This is a genomic window from Aquibium oceanicum (genome assembly GCF_001889605.1).
GTDB classification, from domain to species: domain Bacteria; phylum Pseudomonadota; class Alphaproteobacteria; order Rhizobiales; family Rhizobiaceae; genus Aquibium; species Aquibium oceanicum.
In genome coordinates, this window is the sequence record NZ_CP018171.1 from 4318964 (window position 1) to 4343132 (window position 24169).

General features: G+C 66.2%; 16 protein-coding genes. 8 read left to right on the top strand and 8 right to left on the bottom strand.

Annotated features, from left to right (window positions below):
• Positions 1-92: 92 nt before the first annotated feature.
• Positions 93-914 (top strand): DUF2189 domain-containing protein, encoded by an 822-nt coding sequence (locus tag BSQ44_RS21080; RefSeq protein ID WP_072607055.1) that lies wholly within the window; start codon positions 93-95, stop codon positions 912-914.
• Between the two features lie 17 nt (positions 915-931).
• Here the strand turns inward: BSQ44_RS21080 and BSQ44_RS21085 are convergent, their stop codons facing one another.
• Positions 932-2002 (bottom strand): MBL fold metallo-hydrolase, encoded by a 1071-nt coding sequence (locus BSQ44_RS21085; protein WP_072607056.1) that lies wholly within the window; start codon positions 2000-2002, stop codon positions 932-934.
• A 264-nt stretch (positions 2003-2266) separates the two neighbouring features.
• Here BSQ44_RS21085 and BSQ44_RS21090 point away from each other — a divergent pair, with 264 nt between their 5' ends.
• The 5 genes from BSQ44_RS21090 to BSQ44_RS21110 are packed head-to-tail and all read left to right on the top strand — an operon-like array spanning position 2267 to position 7797.
• Positions 2267-3472 (top strand): glycosyltransferase family protein, encoded by a 1206-nt coding sequence (locus BSQ44_RS21090; RefSeq protein WP_210187893.1) that lies wholly within the window; start codon positions 2267-2269, stop codon positions 3470-3472.
• The gene (locus BSQ44_RS21095) at positions 3469-4734 is read left to right on the top strand and encodes a glycosyltransferase family 4 protein (protein ID WP_072607058.1); all 1266 of its coding nucleotides are present in this window, start codon (positions 3469-3471) and stop codon (positions 4732-4734) included. The genes BSQ44_RS21090 and BSQ44_RS21095 overlap by 4 nt, the downstream gene beginning before the upstream one ends.
• Entirely contained in the window at positions 4731-5882 is a 1152-nt protein-coding gene (locus tag BSQ44_RS21100) for a glycosyltransferase family protein (RefSeq protein ID WP_083534858.1), read from the top strand. Before BSQ44_RS21095 ends, BSQ44_RS21100 begins: the two co-directional genes overlap by 4 nt.
• An 11-nt stretch (positions 5883-5893) precedes the next feature.
• On the top strand, positions 5894-7042 hold the full coding sequence (locus BSQ44_RS21105; RefSeq protein WP_072607059.1) for a glycosyltransferase family 4 protein: 1149 nt from the start codon (positions 5894-5896) through the stop codon (positions 7040-7042).
• On the top strand, positions 7039-7797 hold the full coding sequence (locus BSQ44_RS21110) for a polysaccharide deacetylase family protein (protein ID WP_072607060.1): 759 nt from the start codon (positions 7039-7041) through the stop codon (positions 7795-7797). The genes BSQ44_RS21105 and BSQ44_RS21110 overlap by 4 nt, the downstream gene beginning before the upstream one ends.
• Here the strand turns inward: BSQ44_RS21110 and BSQ44_RS21115 are convergent.
• The 5 genes from BSQ44_RS21115 to BSQ44_RS21135 form a co-directional block, all read right to left on the bottom strand.
• Entirely contained in the window at positions 7791-8966 is a 1176-nt protein-coding gene (locus BSQ44_RS21115) for an ABC transporter permease (protein WP_072607061.1), read from the bottom strand. The genes BSQ44_RS21110 and BSQ44_RS21115 overlap by 7 nt on opposite strands.
• Positions 8963-9961, bottom strand: a complete 999-nt coding sequence (locus BSQ44_RS27290; RefSeq protein WP_072607062.1) for an ABC transporter permease — start codon at positions 9959-9961, stop codon at positions 8963-8965. Before BSQ44_RS27290 ends, BSQ44_RS21115 begins: the two co-directional genes overlap by 4 nt.
• Before the next feature lie 6 nt (positions 9962-9967).
• Complete coding sequence (locus tag BSQ44_RS21125; protein ID WP_072608200.1) at positions 9968-11863, bottom strand: ABC transporter substrate-binding protein; 1896 nt, start codon at positions 11861-11863, stop codon at positions 9968-9970.
• An 8-nt stretch (positions 11864-11871) separates the two neighbouring features.
• Positions 11872-13782, bottom strand: coding sequence for an ABC transporter ATP-binding protein (locus tag BSQ44_RS21130; protein ID WP_072607063.1), 1911 nt, complete (start codon positions 13780-13782; stop codon positions 11872-11874).
• A 175-nt stretch (positions 13783-13957) separates the two neighbouring features.
• On the bottom strand, positions 13958-14560 hold the full coding sequence (locus BSQ44_RS21135; protein ID WP_072607064.1) for a histidine phosphatase family protein: 603 nt from the start codon (positions 14558-14560) through the stop codon (positions 13958-13960).
• 45 nt (positions 14561-14605) lie between these two features.
• On the opposite strand from BSQ44_RS21135, the gene BSQ44_RS21140 reads away from it, so the two are divergent.
• Together BSQ44_RS21140 and BSQ44_RS21145 are read left to right on the top strand one after the other, a co-directional pair.
• The gene (locus tag BSQ44_RS21140; protein WP_083534859.1) at positions 14606-17110 is read left to right on the top strand and encodes a mechanosensitive ion channel domain-containing protein; all 2505 of its coding nucleotides are present in this window, start codon (positions 14606-14608) and stop codon (positions 17108-17110) included.
• Positions 17111-17135: 25 nt separating this feature from the next.
• Complete coding sequence (locus BSQ44_RS21145) at positions 17136-17993, top strand: FkbM family methyltransferase (RefSeq protein ID WP_072607066.1); 858 nt, start codon at positions 17136-17138, stop codon at positions 17991-17993.
• Between the two features lie 357 nt (positions 17994-18350).
• On the opposite strand, the gene BSQ44_RS21150 is transcribed toward BSQ44_RS21145, so the two are convergent.
• Both BSQ44_RS21150 and metH read right to left on the bottom strand, forming a co-directional pair.
• On the bottom strand, positions 18351-19910 hold the full coding sequence (locus BSQ44_RS21150; protein ID WP_072607067.1) for a carbamoyltransferase C-terminal domain-containing protein: 1560 nt from the start codon (positions 19908-19910) through the stop codon (positions 18351-18353).
• 365 nt (positions 19911-20275) lie between these two features.
• On the bottom strand, positions 20276-24064 hold the full coding sequence (gene metH, locus BSQ44_RS21160; protein ID WP_072607069.1) for a methionine synthase: 3789 nt from the start codon (positions 24062-24064) through the stop codon (positions 20276-20278).
• Positions 24065-24169: the final 105 nt, after the last annotated feature.

Below are 24169 nucleotides of genomic sequence, written 5' to 3' on the forward strand. Positions count from 1 at the left end.
GCATGCCGTAACGGTCGCGGACAGGCGTGACCACTTTCGGCGACGAGCGCCTCCGGATCGCGGCCAGGACATCTTGGTCAGGAGGAACTCTGATGGCTGCATTTCATGTCTATGCCGACGCGCACGGTGCGGCGACCCGCCTCGACGTGCGCAGCATCACCAGCCGCGACGTCTTCAACGCGCTCGCGCGCGGCCTGGAGGATTTTCGCCAGAAGCCGTCACACTACGCCTTTCTCGGGCTGATCTATCCGATCATGGGTTTCGTGCTGATCACCTGGAGTTCGGGCGGCAACGCCGTGGAACTGATCTATCCGCTGATCACCGGCTTCACGCTGCTCGGACCGCTGGCGGCGATCGGGCTCTACGAGATCAGCAGGCGGCGCGAGCTCGGGCTCGACACCTCGTGGCGGCATGCGCTGGACGTGCGGTTCTCGCCGGCCATGCCTGCCATCCTGGCGGTGGCCTTGTTCCTGCTGGCGCTGTTTCTGGCATGGGTGCTGATGGCGCAGGGCATCTATTCCTCGCTCTACGGCGACGCATCGCCGGAAACTCTCGGCGGTTTCGTCGGCGACGTGTTCTCCACCGGACGCGGATGGACGCTCATCCTCGTCGGAAACGCGGTCGGGCTGGTGTTCGCGCTGGTGGTGCTTCTGACGGTGATCGCCTTCCCGCTGCTTCTCGACCGCGACGTCGGCGCCTATGCGGCGATCGAGACCTCGGCGCGCGCCGTGCTCTCCAACCCGGGTCCGATGCTGCTCTGGGGCCTCATCGTGGCGGCCGGTCTGGCGATCGGCTCGCTGCCGCTGCTGGCGGGGCTTATCGTCGTGGTGCCGATCCTCGGCCACGCGACCTGGCATCTCTATCGCAAGCTGGTGGATGCACCGGAAGCGGGCGGGCGCCAGCCGCCGACCTGACCGGCCGGCAGGTACGCTCAGGCGGCGACGTAGACGGCGCGCAGCTTCGCGGCGGACAGGTCTTCCCAGGCAAGTTCGCCCTTGCGCAGCATGTAGTTCACATGCGCGTGGACCTCGGAGAAGGCGAAGGAGAGCTGGTGCGGGTCGAGCTTGCGCGCGAAGATGAACGGGACGAGCTCCGCCACCGATTTCGGGCCTTGCGCGCAGGCGTCCGCGATCATCGCGCATCGCTCCTCGTGATGCTCGATCAGTTCCGAGCAACGCGTGTGCACGCCGTAGAACGGCAGCTGGTGGCCGGGCAGGACCAGCGCATCGGTCGGGATACGGTCGCGGATGGCGTTGAGCGAGCGGATGTAGAGGCCGAGCGGATCGCCCTCCGGCTCGGCCGCCCACACGCTAACGTTGGGCGTGATCTTGGCCAGCACCTGATCGGCGGCGAGGAACACCTTGTCCTCCGGCCGGTAGAGCATGATCTGTTCCGGTGCGTGACCGTCGCCCGAAAGGACCTCGTAGCGGCGTCCGCCGAGCTTGAGTTCGTCGCCGGCGACAAGCCGCATGAATGTCATCGGCAGCGGCGTGACCATGCGCAGGTATCCGTGACCGTGCGTGGAGACCAGCGTCGCCGTCTCCTCGGCCATGCCATGGCGCAGATAGAAGTCGCGGAAGGGCTTCGCCTCCATGGAGCCGGGGCTGAGCGAGATGGTGAGGCAGCCGAGATAAGACGTCTGGCTGGTCAGGAGAGGTACCCCGAAGCGCTCGCAGAGCCACCCGGCCAGTCCGATGTGGTCGGGATGGTAGTGGGTGACGATCAGGCGGGTGAGCTTGCGCCCCGCGAGAGGGCCGCTGAAGAGCTGCTCCCAAACGGCGCGCGTCGGCTTGTCGGAGATGCCGGTGTCGAGCACCGCCCAGCCGTCGCCGTCCTCGATCAGGTAGATGTTGACGTGGTCGAGCCTGAAGGGCAGCGGGATGCGGGTCCACAGGATGCCCGGCGCCACCTCCACGACCTCGCCGGTGGCGGGCGGATGATCGAACGGGTATTCGAGGGTCTCGGCCGGCGCCGCGCCCGCCTGCCCTGTCGTCGTCTTCAACAAATCGTTTCTCGCTCCTGGGCGGTGAATTCGCGAGGCCGGATGTCCGGACCGGCATGTTCGACCGTCGGCAATTCAGGTTCGGCTCAAGCCTTCGGTCCGGCTTAATGGCTGCGGAGACCTATGGCAAGCAAGCCGGGAGCGTCGGCGCGCGGCAGGCACAGCCCGGATCGCGGACCGTTCATTGCGCTGTCGCATGATATGGCCTACATCGTCCTTCTAGCTAGGTTTTGCCGAACGTATCAGGCGCGCATGGACCCGGTCTTGAAGTTCTCTGTACTGATGTACAGTCACGATACGTTCGGCCTGGGCCATCTGCGGCGCAGCCGCACCATCGCGCATGCGCTGGTCTCGCATTTTCCCGGCGCGACGATTTCGATCGTCTCGGGGTCCCCGGTGGTGGACGCCTTTCCCTTCGAAGACCGCGTCGAATACATCCAGATCCCGGCCGCGCAGAAACTGGCGAATGGCAACTACGTGTCCGGCAGCGGCGAGAAGTCGTTCGAGGAGACGATGGCCGCGCGCGAATCCGTGATCCGGGCCGCCGCCGAGCGCATCCGGCCGGACATGGTGATCGTCGACAAGGAACCGCTCGGGCTGGCGCGCGAGATGCTGTCGACGCTCGAATGGCTGAAAACTCAAGGCACCATCGCAGTCCTGGGCCTGCGCGACGTGCTCGACGCGCCCGAACTCCTGCGCGAGGAATGGCAGCGCAAGCACATCGTCGAGCATCTCGACCTCTACGACGAGATCTGGATCTACGGTCCCGGCAGCTTCCATAACCCGCTGGCGGGCATCGACCTGCCGGAATGGGTCCTGTCGCAGACCAGATACACAGGCTTCCTGCCGCGCTCGATCCAGGACGACGACGTCACCGAGAAATATGGCCGCGACTATGTGCTGGTGACGGCCGGCGGAGGCGGGGACGGCTACGAACTCATGTCGGCGGCACTGAACGCCGTGCGCCGCGACCGCACGCGGGGGCGCGAGTTCCTGTTCGTGCTCGGGCCGTTCATGACCGAACGCGAGCGCTTCGAGATCGCCGCCCGCGCGGCGAGCCTCGCCAACGTGCAGGTGGTGGATTTCGATACCAATCTCGAGGCGGTGGTGGCGAACGCGCGCGCCGTCATCGGCATGTGCGGCTACAACACTTTCTGCGAGGTGATCTCCTTCGACAAGCGGGCCCTCTTCGTGCCACGCACCGCGCCCCGGCGCGAACAGTCGATCCGGGCAAGACGCGCCGAGGAATTCGGCTGGGTCGACGCCATCGACATCGAGGACGCCAAGAACCCGCAGCGCTTCCTGGCCGCGATAAGCCGGGTGCTCGACCGTCCGGTTCCCTCCTCCGCCGTGTCGCGGCCCGACCTAGACGGGCTGAACCGCATCTGCGCGCTGACGGAAATCCTCTTCTACCGGCGCAGCGAAGAAGCGACTTCGAACGAAGTACGGCTGAAGACCGCGAATTCATGAAGCCCACCATCGCCGTTGTCCTCAAGTGCTACCCGCGCTTGTCGGAAACCTTCATTGCGCAGGAACTGCTGGAGCTGGAGCGCGCCGGGTACGAGCTGTGCCTCGTCTCGCTGCGACATCCCACCGACAAGAAGACGCATCCGATCAACGACGAGATCCGCGCACCGGTGATCTACCTGCCGGAATATCTCCACCAGGAGCCGATGCGCGTCTTCCGTTCATGGCTGAAGGTGCGCGCGCTGCCCGGCTACCGGACGGCATGGCGCCACTGGCTGAAGGACCTGCGCCGCGATTTCACGATGAACCGCATCCGGCGCTTCGGCCAGGCGCTGGTCTTCGCCGCCGAGTTCCCGCGGCAGGCGCGGTGGATCTACAGCCACTTCATCCACACGCCCTCCTCCGTGGCGCGCTATGCCAGTGAAATCGTCGGCGTGCCCTGGAGCGCCTCGGCACATGCCAAGGACATCTGGACTTCGCCGGACTGGGAGCTTTCCGAAAAGCTCGACGCGGCGGCCTGGACGGTGACCTGCACGGCGGGCGGAAGCCGGCACCTGAAGGACCTCGCCCCGCATCCGGACAAGGTCTCGCTCGTCTATCACGGCATCGATCTGTCGCGCTTTCCGCGGCCCGACCGGCCGGCCGGCAGCCGCGACGGCAGCGATCCCGCCGATCCGGTGCGCATCCTCTCGGTCGGCCGCGCGGTGGCGAAGAAGGGGCTCGACACGCTGGCTGACGCGCTGGCGCGATTGCCGCAGGACCTGAACTGGCGCTGGACGCATATCGGCGGCGGGGAACTGGCCGGCGCGCTGAAGGAGCAGGCCGAGCGGCTGGGCATTTCGGATCGGGTGGACCTGCACGGCTCGATGTCGCAGCGCGAGGTGCTCGATGCCTACAAGGCGTCCGACATGTTCGTGCTGCCCTGCCGGATCGCGGCGAGCGGCGACCGCGACGGCCTGCCCAACGTGCTCGTGGAAGCCCAGAGCCAGGGCGTGCTGTGCATCTCGACGCCGATCTCGGGCATTCCCGAACTGATCGAGGACGGGCGCACCGGCATCCTGGTCGAGCCGGACGATCCGGACGCGCTGTCGGCGGCGATCGGGCGAGCGGCCCGCGATCCGCACCTGCGGGCGCGCTTCGGCGAGGCCGGAATGGAGCGCGTGCATGCGAGCTTCGACCATCTCGGCACGATCGGTCGGCTGATCGCACTGTTCGAGGCCGAGGGCCTGGTGGCCGGCTCCCAACGCGAGAAGGTGGCCTCGTGAGCGCACGCGTCCTGTTCTATGTCCAGCACCTGATGGGTGTGGGCCACGTTTTCCGCGCAAGCCGCATCGTTCGTGCATTGCGGCGCGAGGGGCTGGAGGTGGACCTGGCGTTCGGCGGGATGCCCATCCCGGGCCTCGACATCGCCGACGCGCGCATCCACTACCTGCCGCCGGTTCGCGCCGGAAAAGAGGCCTTCAACAAGCTCGAGGACCCGGAAGGCAATCCGGTTTCGGACGCCTACAAGGAGGATCGGCGCGCCAGGCTGCTGGCGCTCTTCGAGGTGGTTTCTCCCGACGTCATCGTGACGGAGGCGTTTCCGTTCGGGCGCCGCCAGATGCGCTTCGAACTGCTGCCGCTGATGGAAGCGGCACACGCGCGGCCGCGCCGGCCGGTGATCGTGTCGTCGGTGCGCGACATCATCCAGAAGAACAGCAAGCCGGAGCGCGACCGCGAGGTGGTCGAGCTCCTCAACACGTGGTTCGACCGGGTGCTGGTGCATGGCGACCCGGAATTCATCCGCATCGACGAGACGTTCCCGCACGCCGACGAGATCGCCCGCAAGGTCGCCTATACCGGCATTGTGGCGCCGGCGGTTCCGGAGCGGCAGGACGGCGGGCCCGACGTGGTCGTTTCGGTGGGCGGCGGGGCGTTCGGGCACCGGCTCCTGATGGGGGCGCTGGAGGCGCGGCGGCTTTCCACGATGCGCGATGCGCGGTGGCTGGTGCTGAGCGGCCTTTTCACGACGGATGAGCAGAAGGCCGACCTGCGGCGCTTTGCCGACGAAGGAATAGAGTTCCAGTCCTTCGTGCCGGACCTCCGCGCACTTCTTGCCGGCGCGAAGCTCTCGATCTCGCGCGCCGGCTACAACACCACCGCCGACATCTTCGCCGCCGGCTGCCGCGCCGTCATCTCGCCGTTGTTCGACGGGATCGAGACGGAGCAGATCACGCGCGCCGACGTGCTGGCGCGCAAGGGGCTGGTGCAGGCCGTGCCGCCGAACGAGGAGACGCCCGAGGCGATCGCGGCGGCCATCGACCGCGCCATGGCGGGCCCGGCGCCCGACCGCTCCGCCATCGACATCGGCGGAGCCGACAAGGCCGCGCGGCTCATCGCGGAACTGGCGCGCGGCGGTCCGCCGGCCGCCTGAGGCTCGTTCCAATGAAGCCGAGGATCGCCTTCTACGCGCCGCTGAAATCGCCGAACCATCCGATTGCCTCCGGCGACCGCGAGATCGCGAGGAACCTTCTGAAGGCGCTCGACCTCGCCGGCTTCGATGCTTTTCTCGCCAGCGAGGTCATTTCCTACCAGAAGCGGCCCTCGCGGGAGCTTTTCCTGCAGCGCAAGGAGGACTGCGAGCGGGAAGCGGAGCGGCTCCTGGTGCACTGGCGCGCCGATCCCGCGAGCGCTCCGCATCTGTGGATGACCTATCATCCCTACTGCAAGTCGCCCGACTGGATCGGCCCCGCCGTTTGCGCAGCACTCGGCATCCCCTACGTCACCATCGAGGCGTGCAGGACGCGGCAGAACACGGACGCGGACTGGGCCGACGGGCGGGCGCAGGTGCAGGCGGAGGTGCGCGGTGCGGCAGCGAACTTCTGCCTGAAGCCGTCCGACCGGGCGTATCTCGAGAGTTTTCTGCCGGACACGGACCGGATCGTGCCGCTGTTGCCGTTCATCGATCTCGCCGAACTCGAAGCGACCGGGACGACGATCGAACCGTCCTTCGCGTCGCCGCATCCCTTGATCCTGTCGGTCGGCATGATGCGGCCAGGTGCCAAGATCGACTCCTACCGGTTGCTGGCCGAGGCGCTTGAAGGTCTCGACACGCCGGAATGGAACCTCGCGATCGTCGGCGACGGCCCCGGCCGGGCGGAGGTCGAGTCGATGTTCGGCTTCGCCGGCGAGCGAGTCCGTTTCACCGGCGCCCTGCCGCGGGAGGAGGTGATCGCCTGGATGCTGGCAGCGGACGTCTTTGCCTGGCCCGGCGTGCGCGAGGCGATCGGCATCGTCTATCTCGAAGCGCAGGCGGTGGGGTTGCCGGTGGCGGCTTTCGCGACGGCCGGCGTTCCGATCGTGGTGGCCGATGGCGAAAGCGGGCTGCTGGCGCCGGAGTTCGACATGACCGGCTTTCGCGAGGGCCTTCGCAGGCTCCTCGGATCACAGGCATTGCGCAAGATCATGGGCGCGGCTGGCCGAGCGCGAGGCCAGCGGTATCACGGGATTTCGGCCGCGGCAGAGACGCTGAAGACCACACTGGCACCGCTCGTCGCCGGCACCGCCGCGCGGAGACCGGGAGCGACCCAATGACCGCCGATGGCGCCCTCGAAGAGGAATTTGCACGCTGGAAGAGCGCCGGCCTCGAGCCGCGCTTCTGGCTGCGCGACGACGATGCGAGCAAGCACGGTCCCGCGCTCGACAGGCTGGTGGCGCTCTGCGAGGGGCTGGACATCCCCCTGCTGCTGGCGGTGATCCCGGAACGCGCAACAGAGGCACTCGGTAAGCGGCTCCGCGACGTACCTCTCGTCAGTCCCTGCGTGCACGGCATCGCGCACCGGGACAACGCGGGCGACGGTGAGCGCAAGATCGAACTCGGCGGCCGCATGGCCGTCGGGGATATCCTGGAGGGATTGACCGCGAGCCGGGAGAAGCTCGGCGGGATCTTCGGCGAACGGCTCTCAGGTATCCTCGTGCCGCCCTGGAACCGTATCGCGCCGGAGGTCGCCGCGCGCGTGCACGAATGCGGCTTCACGGCGCTTTCGACATGGTCGTGGGAGCCGAAGGGAACCCGCCTTCCCGAACTCAACACCCAGATCGACCTGATGGACTGGAAGACGCGGCAGGGCCGCGAGCCGGAGTGGATCAGAAGCGAACTGCTGCGCCGGCTGATGCAGGCGCGCGAGCGGGGCGGAGCGCCGATCGGCATCCTGTCCCACCATCTGGACCATGACGAACGGGCATGGCGGACGCTGGAAGGCCTGCTACGGCACCTGAAGGTCGAGCACGGGTTCGTCTTCCACCATGCCGACGATCTCGTCGCCGGCGTACAGTCTCCGTCTCAGTGATACGGATCGGCGGCGTCGCGCAGACCGTCGCCGAGGAAGTTGAATGCGAGGATGACGAGGATCACCGGCACGACCGGCAGGATCAGCCACGGATAGAGCGCCACGACGTTGATGTTCTGCGCCTCGTTCAATAGCACGCCCCAACTGGTGACGGGCGGACGCAGGCCGAGGCCGAGGAACGAGAGCGCCGTTTCGGCGAGGATCATGGTCGGGATGGTGATCGTCGCCGAGGCGATGAGATGGCTCATGAAGCCCGGTATCAGGTGCCGGAAGATGACTCGCGGCGGGCTCGCGCCCATCAGTTCGGCCGCCATCACGTACTCCTCCTCGCGCAATGAGAGGAGCTTGGAGCGCACCGCGCGCGCCAGCCCTGTCCAGTCGATGAGGCCCAGGATGATGGTGATGCCGAAATAGACGAGAATCGGGCTCCAGGTGACCGGCATGACCGCCGCCAGCGCCAGCCACAGCGGGATGCTGGGGATGCTCTGCAGGACCTCGATGACACGCTGGACGACATGGTCGATCCAGCCGCCGTAGTAGCCCGCGACGCCGCCGATGGTGATGCCGAGGACGAAGCTGACGGTGATGCCGATCAGGCCGATGGTCAGCGAAATCCGCGTTCCGTAGATGATGCGCGAGAGCACGTCGCGGCCGAAGCGGTCGGTGCCGAGCAGATGGGCCGTGCCGCCCTCGGCGGGGCAGAAGAAATGCAGGTTGGCGTCGAACAGGCCCCAGAACTCGTAGCGGTCGCCGCGGCAGAAGAAACGCAGCGGCTGGATCACGTCCGTGTTCGGCGTGTACTCGCGCTTCAGCGTGTCCATGTTGAGCTGGTAGTTCGTGCCGTAGACGAACGGCCCGACGAACGAACCCTCGTGGAAGAGATGCACCGCCTGGGGCGGCATGTAGATCGCCCGCACGTTGCGGTTTTCCAGATTATAGGGCGCCAGGAACTCGCTGATGAGGATCGACAGGTAGAGAACCAGCAGGAAGAGGCCGGAGACCACCGCCGCCTTGTGCTTGCGGAATTTCCACCACATCAGCCTGAGCTGCGAGGCGAGGTAGATCTTCTCCTGCTCGGGTGAGAGCTTCTCGATGCTCTGGGGATCGAACGGCGTCTCGGCGACGTAGTGGCCGATCACGGCGCCGTCCGGCGGCAGCGACGACTTCATCGCCTGCGCCCTCCCTGCAGCCTGATGCGGGGATCGAGCAGCGCCAGCGCGATGTCGGAGATGAGAACGCCGATGACCGTGAGCGTGGCCAGGAACATGAGGAACGAGCCGGCGAGATACATGTCCTGGCTCTGCAGTGCCCGGATCAGCAATGGCCCGGTGGTCTCCAGCGACAGCACGATGGCCACGACCTCCGCACCCGAGATGACGGCGGGCAGGATGGAGCCGATGTCGGCGATGAAGAAGTTGAGCGACATGCGCAGCGGATATTTGATCAGCGCCTTCATCGGCGGCACGCCCTTGGCGCGCGCGGTGACGACGTACTGCTTCTGCAACTCGTCGAGCAGGTTGGCACGCAGACGGCGGATCATGCCGGCCGTACCCGCGGTGCTGATCACGATCACGGGGATGATCATGTGCTCCACCATGGAGACGAACTTGGCCCAGCTCATCGGCTGGTCGATGAACTCGGCGTCCATCAGATGCCCGATCGACATGCCGAACCAGACGTTGAAAAGGTAGAGCAGGATCAACGCCAGGAGGAAGTTCGGCGTGGCGAGCCCGAGCAGGCCGAGGAAGGTCAGGCCGTAGTCGCCCCAGGAATACTGGTGGGTGGCCGAGTAGATGCCGATCGGGAAGGCGATCAGCCAGGTGAAGATGATCGTTACCGTGGATACGAGAACGGTGAGCCAGAGGCGGTTCCCCACCACCTCGCTGACGGGCAGCTCGTACTCGAAGGAATAGCCGAAATCGCCCTGGAGCATGCCGCCGACCCAGGTGAAGTAGCGTTCGATCAGCGGCTTGTCGAAACCGTATTCCTGCTTGAGGTACTCGATCTTCTGCGGATCGACCGTCTCGCCCTGAGCCTGAAGCTCGGCGACGTAGGTTTCGAAATAGTCGCCCGGCGGCAATTCAATGATGAAGAAGACCAGCGCGCTGATGAGGAGCAGCGTCGGGATGGCGGCCAGCAAGCGGTAGGCGATGTAGCGAAGCAAGGCCGGCTATTCCCTGTCGAACCAGAAGGTGTCGGGCATGTAGACGCCGAAATAGGCGACCGGCGAGAAGGCGTAGATGCCCTTGTCGGGCACGTTCCTGAGGCTGTTGCGAACCACCACCGGCTGCAGCGCGCCGTTGATGGTGCCGATGGTGAAGACCTGATCGGTGAAGATCGACAGCATCTGGTGCCAGATCGCCCTGCGTTCGGCCGTGTCCGAGGACACGCGCCACTGCTGGAAGAGATCGGCGAGCCGCTGCACTTCGGGAAGCTCGATCTTCTCGCCGGCCATCCCGCCCGTTTCCAGGAACTGGCCCCATTTCGGCCAGGAGCCCTGCACGGACGAGACCGGCGCCAGTTCCTCGGGCGGCATGTCGGGCGTGGCGTAGCCGATGTTGAGGCCGGACCAGACCGACATCATCGTATCGCCGGACAGGAAACGGCGGCGCATGTTGTCGAGCTGCATGGAGCGCGGGAAGACGCGCAGGCCGAGCTTGCCCCAGTATTCCACGACGAGCTGGGTGACGTCGGATTCCTCGTTGCCGCCGGCAAGCTCGATGATCAGCTCGGCCCGGCGCCCGTCCGGCAGATGGCGCCAGCCGTAGCGGCCGCGCTCCAGCCCGATCTCGTCGAGCAGGGCGTTGGCCCGGTCTGGATCGTAGGCGGCCCAGGCCTGCTCGTATTCGGGCTTGTAGAGCGGCGAACCCGGCAGGACGCAGTTCGCGGCCGGGTTGGCGAGGCCGAAATAGAACTGCTGGTTGATCTCCTCGCGATGGACGGCGAGCGACAGGGCGCGGCGGAACCGAACGTCGTGGAAGAGCGCCCGCCACACCGGATCGTTGACGTTTAGGTTCGGAACGTAGGCGACCTGCGAGCCGGTGCCGTCCTTCCACAGCCTGACGTCGAAATCATGCGCGGCGGCACCCTGCTTCAGGAAGGTGTAGTTGTCGAAGCGCAGATAGCGGGCCTGGAGGTCGCTGTCGCCGCTGCCGGTCTTGGCCGGAATGATGTCGGCGGAGCTGATGCCGAAATAGACCTCGTCGACATAAGGGAGCTGGCGGCCGGACGGGTCGACACGGTGGAAATACGGATTGCGCTTGAAGATGTAGCGCTCTGCCGGCGGCGGCGTGGTGTTCATCCACGGTTCGAGCGTCGGGAGATCGGGATTTTCGGGGCGGTAGGCGCGTGCCTTCACGGTGTGAAGCGCCACCCAGTCGCGCGAATTGTTCTCCGCCACGAGACGTTCGAGGTCCTCCGCCGCGGCATACTTCGCGTGGAACTGCTTCAGGTAGTGCGCCGGCTGGGCGATGTAGTTCGGGCTCGCCCCGGCGAGAGAAGGCAGGAACTGCGGGTTCGGCCTCGGCCAGGTGTAGCGCACCGTCAGGTCGTCGACGACCTCGAAGACCGGCGGCTCGCCGTCCACGAGCATGACCGCCGACACGCCGCCGCGCGACAGCGCCTCGTCGTTCTCGACGTCTTCCCAGGTGTAGCGGAAATCCTCGGCGGTGAAGGGATGTCCGTCCGACCAGCGATGGCCGGGACGCAGGCGGAAGGTGAAGATGCGCCCCTCCTCCACCTGGTAGTCGAGGAGGATGTCGGCCACGAGGTCGAGCTTCTCGTCGAAGCCGACCATGCGCGAATAGCCGTAGATGGTCATCATGCGGATGTCCTTGGCGTCGGACATCAGCATGCTCAGCCGGCCGCCGTGGCGTCCCTCGGCCTTGCCGCGCTGTTCGAAGTCGACGACGCGGGGCACCAGCGGCAGGCGATCGCGCATCGGCGGCATGTCGCCGGCCTCGACCGCGCTCTTCAGGGACGGCGGCTCGTCGGCCGGGGCGGCAACGGCGAGCCTCGGCATGGCGAGGACCCCGGCCGTGCCGAGCAACAGCGCCCGACGGGACATGCGCAGGGTCATGCAGGCACCTTTTCGCGCGCCGGCATGTCGCGGGCGAGCACGAGATGGCCCGGTCCGACCTGGATGAGGGAGAGATCGCGGCCGTCGTCGCCCGCACTGCGGAACTCGGGCGACCACAACTCGCTCGGATCGCAGTGCTCGCCCAGCTGATCGGAGAAATCGAGCTTGCGGTCGAGGCTGGCGCTCGGGACGGCACTGAGCAGCCGTTGCGTATAGGGGTGCATCGGCCGCGCGAACAGCGTCTCGCAATCGGCGATCTCGACGATGCGCCCGCGCCGCATCACCGCGATCCGGTCGGCGATGTACTTCACCACGGCCAGATTGTGCGAGATGAAGATCATGGTCAGCGACAGTTCGCTCTGCAGCGATTTCAACAAATTGAGGATCTGCGCCTGCACGGAGACGTCGAGTGCGGAGACCGGCTCGTCGCAGATCAGGAGGTCGGGCGATAGCGCGAGGGCGCGGGCGATGCCGATGCGCTGGCGCTGGCCGCCCGAGAAGCTGTGCGGATAGCGGTTCAGCTGGCTGCGGTTGAGGCCGACGAGTTCCATCAGGTCCGAAGCCATCTTGGTGATCTCGGCTGCGGACGCCTGTTTGTGTATCTCCAGAGGCTCGCGCAGCGTGTTCAGGATCGTGGAGCGGGGACTGAGCGAGCCGAACGGATCCTGGAAGACGATCTGGATGCGCTTGCGGAATTCCTTCAGCGCCCTGCCTTCCAGCGTGCGCACGTCGCAGGCGAGGTTGCCGTTGTCGAAATGGATCATGCCGCCGTCCGAGGAGGTCGCCCGCATGATCAGCTTGCTCACCGTCGACTTGCCGCAGCCGCTCTCGCCGACGATGCCGAAACATTCGCCCCGATGCACGTCGAAGGAGACGTCGTTGACGGCGTGGATCTGCCGGTGTTCGCCGCCGAACCAGCTTCCCGACTTGGTCGTGAACACCTTGGAGAGATGGCGCACGGACAGGAGCGGCTTGTCGGACGCGGTGCGGCCGCGACCCGCCTTGCGCATCGCCTCGGGGATGACTTTTTCCGCCTCGCGCAGCGCCACGAGCTTCTCGCCGCGTTTCATGTCGAGATCCGGCACCGCCTTCATCAGCGCCCTGGTGTAGGCATGGCTCGGATTGCCGAAGATGTCTTCCAGCGGTCCCGCTTCCATGATCTCGCCGTGGTAGATCACCACCACCTCGTCGGCCATGTTGGCAACGACGCCGAGATCATGGGTGATGAGCAGGAGCGACATTCCGAGCCTGGCCTGCAGCGACTTCAGGAGCCCGAGCACCTGCGCCTGCACCGTCACGTCGAGCGCGGTGGTGGGTTCATCGGCGATCAGCAGCGCCGGACGGCAGATCAGCGCCATGGCGATCATGGCACGCTGGCGCAGGCCGCCCGACAGTTCCATCGGGTACATGTCGTAGGCGCGGTGCGGCTCGGGGAAGCCGACGAGAGCAAGCATCTCTTCGGTGAGCTTGCGCGCTTCGCCCGACGCGACGTCCCGATGCAGGACGAGCGCCTCCTCGACCTGATCGCCGATCTTGTGCAGCGGCGACAGCGAGGTCATCGGTTCCTGGAAGATCATCGCGATCCGGCCGCCGCGCAGCGACCGCATCTCCGGCCTCGCAGGATCGATCGCCGCGATGTCGGTTTCCGAACCGGGGTGCAGCGGGTCGCGGAACCTGATGCGCCCGCCGGTGATGGAGGCCACGCGCGGCAGGATCCCGAGGATCGCCTGCGCGATGATGGATTTGCCAGAACCGGATTCGCCGACGAGCGCCACGGTCTTGCCGGCGGGAATGCGGAAGCTGACGCCCTTCACGACGTCGAGCTTCGAACGCTGGATGGCGATCGAGATGCACAGATCCTCGATGCGCAGCAAGTCGCGCCCCTCGTCCTGCCCGTTCTTTCCCATACCGCGCAGCGCCGTATCAGCCACCGCCCCACTCCCCCGAGTTCGCCGATTTGCAGCATAGCCGCCAGCCGCCGAATTGGAGCGGAGTTTTGCAATTCCCCACCGTCGCGGCAAGGGGCAGAAGGTGCGGATCAGACATTTGTTTCCCGGCCGTTCCGCGTCCCGCGCGCCTCTCTCAGATCGAATGGAGCCGCCCGTCGCGACAAGCGAAGACGCGATCGTGCGGCACCGCGATGCGCATGGCGTCGGCTTCGGCAAGCCCCTCTAGCATGGCGAACATGACGCGCAGATTGCCGCTGTGTGAAACCAGGATGAAGGCACGATCGCCCGGCAGGTCTTCGATCAGCGAGCGCATGTCCGCGGCCGTCTCCTGATGGCTCGTGCCGCCCTGCGGCGCGAAGCGCCAGCGGTCGACCTTGCGAAGCCTGCGTTCCGCCGGGAAGCGGTCCTTCACCTCGTGCGTGGTCAACCCCTCCCAGCGGCCGAACCCGGCCTCGACGAGCCTCGGATCAATCCTGCGCGCGCTCTCCGGAATGGCGAGTTCGTCGGCGATGATGCCCATCGTCTCGACGCAGCGCGACAGTGGCGAACTCAGGATCTCGACGCCCTTCGGAGCATCCGGGTCGGCATCGAGGTACGCGCGAAGCCGCCGCGCGTTTGCCAGCGCTTGGCGTCGCCCCTCGGCACTGAGCGGAATGTCGCTGCGGCCCTGGAAGCGCCCCTCCTCGTTCCACCGGGTCTGGCCGTGCCTCACGAGGTAGAACGTGTTTTTGATCATGATTTATCGTAGGATCGGCCCTGATCGTGCGATGGGTAGCGGCGGATGCGCACGAAGACAACGGCGGAAGTGGGGAAGCTGCGGATGTTCCTGAAGGCGATTGGGTTCGGAATGCCTCGTGCGCTGCCTCTTGCCATACTGGCGTTCGCGGCGATTGCGACGATGTCCTGGACCGGCGGCCCCGCCGCCTACGCCCAGGAGGCGGCAGCGGGCGGTCAGACCGCCGGCCTCGACGCGCTGATCGAACAGGCGCGCAAGGACGGCTCCACCGTCATTGTCGTGCAGCCGAATTCGACGGCCGCGCCCGCCGAGGAGATGCCGATGGCGATGACGCTGTCGCCCGACAGCCTGCTCCAGGCGCGCGAGAACCTGAAGCGAATGGTGGCGAACTCCATCATCTACCTGAAGTACATGCCGGAATCGCTGCGCGCGGCGAGCCCGAACGGCCAGCCGCACTGGCTTCTCATCGCTGTCGCGACCGCGGTGGCCGGCCTCGTGGCGGGACGGCTTGCCTTCAAGCTGATGACAGGCTGGGGACGCGACCATTTCCGCTACCTTTATCGTCCCGAAGACACGCGGCTGTCGGCGAAGCTCGGCTACCTTCTGGCGCGGGCCGGATGGACGCTCCTGAGTTCCGCGGTGATGTTCGTGACCGCGGTGCTGGTGGCGGTGATATTCGACACCGGCCACGAGCCGTCACGCACGACGATCTTCGTCATCATCTCGACCTACGTGGCCTATCGCATCCTGCGAACCGTCATCTTCTGGAACTTCTTCGCGCCCGGCGCATCCGCGCACAGGCTGATCAACCTGTCCGACGAAGCGGCCGAGCGGCTCTTCCGCGACTGGGCGATCATTCTGGCGGTCGGGGCCACGATCATTGGCCTGTGCCGCTGGATCCTTGTCCTGCCGCCGCCGGAAGGCGTGGTCGGCATGTCCATGGTGGCGGTCAACCACGACGCGCAGAACATGGCCTTCATCCTGGGCATGCTGATCTGTGCCCTGATGATGGCTGGCATGGCGCTCAGGCACAACAAGGAACTGAACGAGATCGTGCTCGGCCGCGACGAGACCACGCGGAAATCGCCGTTGCGCCGTGCCACGGTCTTTCTCGCGCTGCCCGCCACGCTGATCTATCTCGTGTTTGCATGGCTCGTGAGTTCAGTCAGGCTGACGCTCGGGCATCCGGGCGGATACGTCCCGGTCCTTGCACCCATCCTGGTCTTCGTCGCCGGCGTCTTCGCCTATGCTGTCGCCGCCTATCTTCTCGAGATCCTCTACGAGCGCCGCGCCGCGTCCCACCGCCGCCGCCAGCTCCTGAAGTTGCAGGCCGAACGGCGCGCCTGGCGCCGTGCCGAGGCCTCCAAGGAGATGATGGCAGAGATGAACGAGGACGTCCGCGAGATGCTGGAGGACGGCGACGAGATGACCGTCATGGCTCCCGTGTCGCGGCCCACCACGACGATCCAGCCTTACTTCCCGGCGTTCAAGGAGTTCTTCCAGAACAGCATCCAGGCGACCATCCTCGTGGTCTGCTGTGGCGAGCTCGCGCGCCTGTGGGGCGCAGATCTCGGCCGCGAGGGCGGGCACTGGTTCGCGTCGTCGCTGGACATCCTCCTGGTCATCATCGTCGCCGCCTCGCTCTATCGGGCGGTGAACCGGTTCATCGACCACAAGATCATCGAGGAAGGCGGCACGCTGGACGACAACGCCGCCAATCCCGGCGAGGGCGAGGGAGAGGGCGGCAAGGGGCAGACGCGCATCGCGACGCTGCTGCCGATCTTCCGGAACGTCATCGTGACCCTGCTGGTGGCGATCGGCGCGATGATGGTTCTGGCAAATCTGGGCGTCGACATCGGCCCGCTCTTCGCCGGCGCCGGCGTGGTCGGCATCGCGGTCGGTTTCGGCGCGCAGACGCTGATCCGCGACATCTTCTCCGGCGCATTCTTCCTGCTCGACGATGCGTTCCGAAAGGGCGAGTACATCGAGATCGGCACCGTGAAGGGCGTTGTGGAGAAGATATCCATGCGCTCCTTCCAGCTGCGCCACCATCTCGGAGCGGTTCACACGGTGCCTTTCGGCGAGATCCACCAGCTCACCAACTATTCGCGCGACTGGGTGATGATGAAGCTGCCGCTTCGCCTCACATACGACACCGACATCGAGAAGGTGCGCAAGCTGGTGAAGAAGATCGGGCAGCGGCTGCTCGACGATCCGGTGGTCGGGCACCTGTTCCTGCAGCAGCTGAAATCGCAGGGCGTCTATTCGATGGAGGATTCGGCGATGATCGTGCGGGTCAAGTTCATGACCCGTCCCGGGGACCAGTTCGTCACCCGCAAGGTCGTCTATGCCGCCATCCGCGAGGTCTTCGCGGCCGAAGGCATTCGCTTCGCGCACCGCGAGGTCACGGTGCGGCTGGCCGACGGGCATAGGTCCGACGACCTGACCGAGGAACAGAAGAAGGCGATCGCCGGCTCGGTGCGCTCCGTGGTCGACGATGCCCAGGCGGCGGCGAACGATTCGGCCAAGACGGCTGCCGCCGCGCTCTGACACCAGCCCCCCAGGACAATGCTCGATGGCGCGCCCGCTGGCTCCGCTCGACACGACCACGCAATTCGGCCTGCGGCGAGCGGGATGGCTCGTCAGGGCACTGTGGCGGCTCACCGTCACGTCGGCCTTGCCGGCGCGCTGGCGCAAGCGTCTGCGAAAGGCTCTCGCCAAGCGCCGGCCCGGACCGTTCGACGCGACCGTCGAGGGCATCGACATGCGCCTCTATCCGGCGGAAAACCGTGACGACCGGGTTCTCCTCGGACTTGGCAGGCTCCCGGAGGCGGACGAACATGGGCTCATCCGGCCTTTCGTCGGTCCCGGCAAGTTGTTCGTGGATATCGGGGCCAACGTCGGCACCTATTCGCTCTGGGTGGCGCGGACGGCCGCTCCGAACACCAGGGTCGTCGCATTCGAACCGCACCCGCGCACCTTCGCCAAACTCGCCTTCAACCTCGCGGCGAACGCCGCTGAAAACGTCGTGGCGAAGAACCTCGCCATCGCCGGCGAAGCCGGTTCGATGCAGCTGTTCAGCGACGGCGGCGGCAACATCGGCCACGCCTCGCTGCTGAAAGAGGGGGCGGGCACCGTTCGCAGCACGGAAACGGTGCAGGTCGCGCCTCTGAGCCTGGTGCTGGGGGACCTCGGGATCGAGAGGATCGATCTTCTCAAGATCGACGTCGAAGGCTTCGAGGACCGCGCGCTGCTGCCGCTGTTCGACCAGGCGCCGGCAACGCTCTGGCCGCGGGCGATCCTCATCGAGACCGTGCTGTCGCACCTGTGGGAACGCGACTGTCTCGGCGAACTGGCGGCGAAGGGCTATCGCCGACAGGCGGCGACCGCGGAGAACGTGCTTCTGGTCCGCGGTCGTACCCAAGACCCGTGAACCCGCGGCGGTTGCAGCACTCATTGCCGCCAAGATGCGGATCGACTATATTCGGAGGTGGAGAGCGAGCTTTCGCCCGCCCTCCGTTCGCCTACGAGAAAAGGCGGACTCGGACGATGACTTGCCAGCCAGTCCGGGTCCACCTGATCTCGAAGCTGACGCTCAACGGTTTTTGCCGCATGATCGTCACCTCCGTTCGAGAGCAAGGCTGTTGCCGCAGCCGGGGAAGCCCATCTTCCCCGGTTGCGCCGGCTGGCCTCGGCGCGATCTGCTTCTGCCCTCGACGGCAGCGACTTTAGCGGGTTTTACGGATTTTCTGCAACCGGATGAAAGACCTGGTTGCAAACGTGGGACCGATCAGGCGCGGCGGTAGAAGGTCTCGCCGACCACGAAGCCGTCGAGTCCCGTCTCCCGCACGTAACCTACCAGGTCGCTCATGCGGTTGATGAAGCCCTTGCCGGAGAAATTGAGCGAGGTGTTGCACAAAACGCCGTAGCCCGTGGCGCGCTTGAATTCGGTGAGAAGCGCGTGGATCTGCGGGTTCTGCTCGCGCGTCACGGTCTGCGCACGCGCGGAACCGTCGACATGGGTGACGGCCTTGATGGCATCGGTCTTCACGCGCTGGAAATAGAGCATGTGCGGGCTCGGGCCGTGGTTCTCGAACAGCCGGTCCATCTCATCCTCGAGCAGGATCGGCGCGATCGGCCGGAACCCCTCTCGCTTCTTGATGGCGTTGAGGCGCGTGTGCATCTCGCTGGTGAAGGGGGCAGCGATCAGGGAACGGTTGCCGAGCGCGCGCGGACCGATCTCGTAGCGGCCCTGGACCCAGGCGAGGACGGCGCCGTCCGCCAGCGCCTTGGCGATCTCGGCCTCCCGCATCGGCACGGCCTGGAAGCCGGAAAGGTCCGCCTCGTCGTGGACGAAGTCCTCGCCGGCATAGGCGCTCCATTCGATCTTGGCATCGCCGGTGAGGCGATACTGCGCATCGGCCGCGGTGCCGATCGCGGAGCCGGAATCGTTGGTGCAGGGCTGGACGAAGATATCGGCGAACAGGCCCGTGCCCTTCCACTCGCTGTTCCAGTCGCAGTTCAGCCCGCAGCCGCCGGAGACCAGCAGCGGCAGGCCGTCGGACATCCCGGCCTTCGCGAAATCGAGGAAGCGCTCGAAGATCGCGTCCTGGAAACGGCGGGCGAGGTTGCGGAATTCCGCAGTTTCCAGGCCGATGTCGCAGAACGGGGTATCGGTGAAATCCGCCTTGCGCAGCGGCGCGGCGACGGCGTCCCAGGAGATCAGCCTCTCGATCAGCGCGCGCTCCTCCGGCGTCTCGGCCGAGGGCTGCCCGTAGCCAGCGATTGCCATCAGTTTGCCGGCATCCTCGCGGCGGCTCTTGCGCGCATCGATCGGGTAGGTCGGGTCGGCGAGGCCGTAGAGGAAACCGTATTTGTGGCCCGGCCCGCTCATCGGCGTGCCGAGCTTCGTCACCTGCAGATTTTCGTCGATGCGGTAAAAGCTGCCGAGGACGCCTTCCCAGACGAGCGCGTAGCAGGCCTGCCCCTGGGGGAACGGCGACATGGCGTAGGTGCCGACGATGTGCGACCGCTCGTGCGAGGAAGAGAAGTAGCGGATGTCGCGACCCATGAAGCGGTGCGGCCGGTCGAAAATGTTTCCCTCGTCGTGCCCGAAATAGCCGGCGCCGATCGGGTCGCCCATCGGGCGGAACGAACCCATCCAGCCGGAGACGCCGAGGACATCCGGAACGCCGCCGCAAAGCCCGAGGCCATGCAGCAGGAGCTCGGGGGTGATCGGCGCGTAACGCGGGCCGGAATCCTTTTCCGCCTCGATCGAGAACGCGAGCCTGCCGTCCTCCAACATGGCGACATGGCCGTCATGACCGGGTTTATAGGCGAAGATCTTCATGCGGACTCCGGACTGGACTGGCTCGGCGATCCGTAGTCAGGCGTCAGGCGTCTGTCCATAGTGCCGCGCCCGATCCGTCCAGGTAGACCGTCCCAGGTGATCGCGACGAAAGATTTCGTTTCCAGACGGAATAGGTCTAGGATCGGGGAATGCAACGGATGATCATGTTCATCGCTGCGGCCTGCTTCGCTTCGATCTGGCAGCCGGCCTTCGCGGCACCGGAGAAACAGCCGGTGAGTACGCCCACGACCAAGCCGCCTGCCGCGAAGAAAAAGCCTCGCCCGAGGCCCAGCGGCCCGATCGCCGTTCCGCAAGGCCCCGCGGCACCTCCCGGAGTGCCGATCCCCTATCCGAACTGACGGAGTTTACTCCGCGGCCTCCGCGAAGGTGGTTGGCACGTAGTTGAGGATCGGTCCGAGCCAGCGCTCGACCTCTTCCACGGCCATGCCCTTGCGGCGCGCATAGTCCGCGACCTGGTCGCGCTCCACCTTGGCGACGCCGAAATAGTAGCTTTCGGGGTGCGCGAGGTAGAGGCCCGAAACGGAGGAGCCCGGCCACATGGCATAGCTTTCGGTGAGCTTCACGCCGATCTCCCGTTCCGCATCCAGCAGACGGAAGAGGGTTTCCTTCTCGGTGTGGTCCGGTTGCGCGGGATAACCGGGGGCGGGGCGGATGCCGCGGTAGGGCTCGCCGACCAGTTGGTCCGGCGCGAGCGTCTCGTCGGGCGCGTAGCCCCAGAGCTCCTTGCGCACCACCTCGTGCATGCGCTCGGCGAAAGCCTCGGCGAAGCGGTCGGCCAGCGCCTTGACCATGATCGAGGAGTAGTCGTCGTTGGCCCGCTCGAAGCGCTCGGCGATCGCGATCTCCTCGATGCCCGCTGTCACCACGAAACCGCCGACATAGTCGGGCTTGCCGCTCGCCTCCGGCGCGACGAAATCGGCCAGTGCCATGTTGGCCTTGCCATCGCGCTTCGTCAGCTGCTGGCGCAGCGTGAAGAGCGTCGCCAGTTCGGCGGAGCGTCCGTCGTCGGTGAACAGGCGCACGTCGTCTCCGACCGCGTTGGCCGGCCAGAAGCCGACGACCGCCTTCGGGGCGAACCACTTCTCGTCGATGATCTTGGCCAGCATCGCCTGCGCGTCCTCGAAGAGCTGGCGCGCGGCAGCGCCCTGCTTCTCGTCTTCGAGAATCTTCGGGTAGCGGCCCTTCATCTCCCAGGTCTGGAAGAACGGCGTCCAGTCGATGTAGCGCGAGAGCTCCTCCAGGTCCCAGCCCTCGAAGACGCGGGTGCCGAGGAAGGAGGGCTTCGGCGGCTCGTAGCCCGCCCAGTCGATGCGGTGCGCATTGGCGCGCGCCCTGGCAAGCGGTAGTCGCTGCTTTTCGGCCTCCGAGCGGGCATGGGCGTCCGCCACCTTGCGGTACTCGGCCTGAATGGTCTCGACATAGGCGGGTTTCGCATCCGCCGAAAGCAGGCTGGAGACCACGCCCACGGCGCGGCTGGCGTCGGTCACGTAGATCGCCTGGCCGCGCTCGTAGCGCGGGTGGATCTTCACCGCAGTGTGGACGCGGCTGGTGGTCGCGCCGCCGATGAGAAGCGGGATGTCGAAACCCTCGCGCTCCATCTCCGCCGCGACATGCGCCATCTCGTCGAGCGAGGGCGTGATGAGGCCGGAAAGGCCGATGATGTCGACGTTCTGCTCGCGCGCCGTCTGCAGGATCTTGGTCGACGGCACCATGACGCCGAGGTCGATGATCTCGTAGTTGTTGCAGGCCAGCACGACCCCGACGATGTTCTTGCCGATGTCGTGGACATCGCCCTTGACGGTCGCCATCAGCACCTTGCCGGCGCTCTCGCGCTCGCCACTGCCACCATTGGCGAGCTTCTCCGCCTCCATGTAGGGAAGCAGTACCGCGACGGCCTGCTTCATGACGCGGGCCGACTTCACCACCTGCGGCAGGAACATCTTGCCCGAGCCGAACAGGTCGCCGACAACGTTCATGCCCGCCATCAGCGGACCTTCGATGACGTGCAGCGGGCGCTCGGCGTTCTGCCGCGCCTCCTCGGTGTCGGCCTCGATGTATTCGGTGATGCCGTTGACCAGCGCGTGTTCCAGCCGCTTTTCGACCGGCCACTCGCGCCAGCGCAGGTCCTTTTCGCGCGCTTCCTTGCCGGCCGAGCCCTTGTAGCGTTCGGCGAGTTCCAGCAGGTTTTCCGTCGCCGTTCCGCCTGCCTTCGGCGCGCGGTTCAGCACCACGTCCTCGCAGGCCTCGCGCAGCTCCGGATCGATGGTCTCGTAGACGGCGAGCTGGCCGGCATTGACGATGCCCATGTCCATGCCCGCCTGGATGGCATGGTAGAGGAAGACCGCGTGCATGGCCTCGCGCACCGGCTCGTTGCCGCGGAAGGAGAAGGAGAGGTTCGACACGCCGCCGGAAACGTGGACGCCGGGCAGCGCGGTCGTGATCTCGCGCGCAGCCTCGACGAAGGCGAGGCCGTAGCCGTCGTGCTCCTCGATGCCCGTCGCCACCGCGAAGATGTTGGGATCGAAGATGATGTCTTCCGCCGCCATGCCGGCCTTTTCGGTCAGCAGCTTGTAGGCGCGCTTCGAGATCTCGACCTTGCGCTCCTTCGTGTCGGCCTGGCCCTTCTCGTCGAAGGCCATGACGACGACCGCGGCACCATAGGCGCGGCAGAGCTTCGCCTGCTTCAGGAAAGCCTCCTCGCCCTCCTTCATCGAAATCGAGTTGACGACCGGCTTGCCCTGGACGCATTTCAGCCCGGCCTCGATGATCTCCCACTTGGAGCTGTCGATCATCACCGGCACCTTGGCGATGTCCGGCTCGGCGGCGATCAGGTTCAGGAATTCGACCATCGCCTTCTGCGAGTCGATCAGCCCTTCGTCCATGTTGATGTCGATGATCTGGGCGCCGTTCTCGACCTGGTCGCGTGCGACGTCGAGTGCCGTGGCGTAGTCGCCGGCGGTGATCAGCTTGCGGAACTTGGCCGAGCCGGTGACGTTGGTGCGCTCCCCGACATTGACGAAGGGAATGTCGTCCGTGAGCGTGAAGGGCTCGAGACCCGACAGCCGCATCAGCGGCGCGATCTCGGGAATGGCGCGCGGCGGATACTTCGCAACCGCCTCGGCGATGGCGCGGATGTGGTCCGGCGTGGAGCCGCAGCAGCCGCCGACGATGTTGACCAGCCCCTCGCGCGCAAAGCCCTCGATCTGCTCGGCCATGAATTCCGGGCTTTCGTCGTATTCGCCGAAGGCGTTCGGCAGGCCGGCATTGGGATAGGCGCAGGTCAGCGTGTCGGCAACGCCGGAGATTTCGGCCAGATGCGGGCGCATGGCGGCGGCGCCGAGCGCACAGTTGAGACCGATGGAAACGGGACGCGCATGGCGCACGGAGTTCCAGAAGGCGGTCGGCGTCTGGCCCGACAGCGTGCGGCCGGAAAGGTCGGTGATCGTGCCGGAGATCATGACCGGCAGGTCGACGCCCTTCTCCTCGAACACCTCGCCGCAGGCGAAGATCGCCGCCTTGGCATTGAGCGTGTCGAAGATGGTCTCGATCAGGATGAGGTCGGCGCCGCCGTCGATCAGGCCGCGCAGCTGCTCGCCATAGGCGAGACGCAGATCGTCGAAGCTGACCGCGCGGTAGCCGGGGTTGTTCACGTCGGGCGAGATGGAGGCGGTGCGGTTGGTGGGACCGAGCGCACCGGCGACGAAGCGGCGCCTGCCGTCTTCCTGCTGCGCCCGGATCGCCGCGCGCTTGGCCAGCCGCGCGCCGTCGCGGTTCAGATCGTAGACGATATCCTCCATGCCGTAATCGGCTTGCGCGATGCGCGTGGAGGAGAAGGTGTTGGTCTCCAGGATGTCGGCGCCGGCAATGGCGTAGCGGTAGTGAATCTCCTCGATCGCGGCCGGCTGGCTGAGGATCAGGAGGTCGTTGTTGCCCTGCTGGTGGCAGGCGCATCCGTCGAAGCGCTGGCCGCAGAAATGGTCCTCGCCGAAACCGAGCGCCTGGATCTCCGTGCCCATGGCGCCGTCGAGCACGAGTATGCGTTCGGCCGCGGCTGCCAGCAGTGCGGAGCGGATTTCCGATCCGTCCAGCTTGTGGGCGACGGGGCCGAAGAGCGCGTCGAGGCTGGAGGCCATGGGGCAGATACTCTCATGCTGTTTCCGGAATGAGCGGATAGTCACATAAGGATATCTTTATGTCAACATGGAGCATCCTGCGGACGCGGCTAGGCGGGGCGGCGG

Coding starts and splice junctions, on each gene's coding strand:
- BSQ44_RS21130 (WP_072607063.1), bottom strand. CDS start 13,782: ATGGGAAAGAACGGGCAGGACGAGGGGCGCGACTTGCTGCGCATCGAG.
- BSQ44_RS21145 (WP_072607066.1), top strand. CDS start 17,136: ATGGCGCGCCCGCTGGCTCCGCTCGACACGACCACGCAATTCGGCCTG.
- BSQ44_RS21135 (WP_072607064.1), bottom strand. CDS start 14,560: ATGATCAAAAACACGTTCTACCTCGTGAGGCACGGCCAGACCCGGTGG.
- metH (WP_072607069.1), bottom strand. CDS start 24,064: ATGGCCTCCAGCCTCGACGCGCTCTTCGGCCCCGTCGCCCACAAGCTG.
- BSQ44_RS21110 (WP_072607060.1), top strand. CDS start 7,039: ATGACCGCCGATGGCGCCCTCGAAGAGGAATTTGCACGCTGGAAGAGC.
- BSQ44_RS21080 (WP_072607055.1), top strand. CDS start 93: ATGGCTGCATTTCATGTCTATGCCGACGCGCACGGTGCGGCGACCCGC.
- BSQ44_RS21140 (WP_083534859.1), top strand. CDS start 14,606: ATGCGCACGAAGACAACGGCGGAAGTGGGGAAGCTGCGGATGTTCCTG.
- BSQ44_RS21150 (WP_072607067.1), bottom strand. CDS start 19,910: ATGAAGATCTTCGCCTATAAACCCGGTCATGACGGCCATGTCGCCATG.
- BSQ44_RS21105 (WP_072607059.1), top strand. CDS start 5,894: ATGAAGCCGAGGATCGCCTTCTACGCGCCGCTGAAATCGCCGAACCAT.
- BSQ44_RS21115 (WP_072607061.1), bottom strand. CDS start 8,966: ATGAAGTCGTCGCTGCCGCCGGACGGCGCCGTGATCGGCCACTACGTC.
- BSQ44_RS21095 (WP_072607058.1), top strand. CDS start 3,469: ATGAAGCCCACCATCGCCGTTGTCCTCAAGTGCTACCCGCGCTTGTCG.
- BSQ44_RS21125 (WP_072608200.1), bottom strand. CDS start 11,863: ATGTCCCGTCGGGCGCTGTTGCTCGGCACGGCCGGGGTCCTCGCCATG.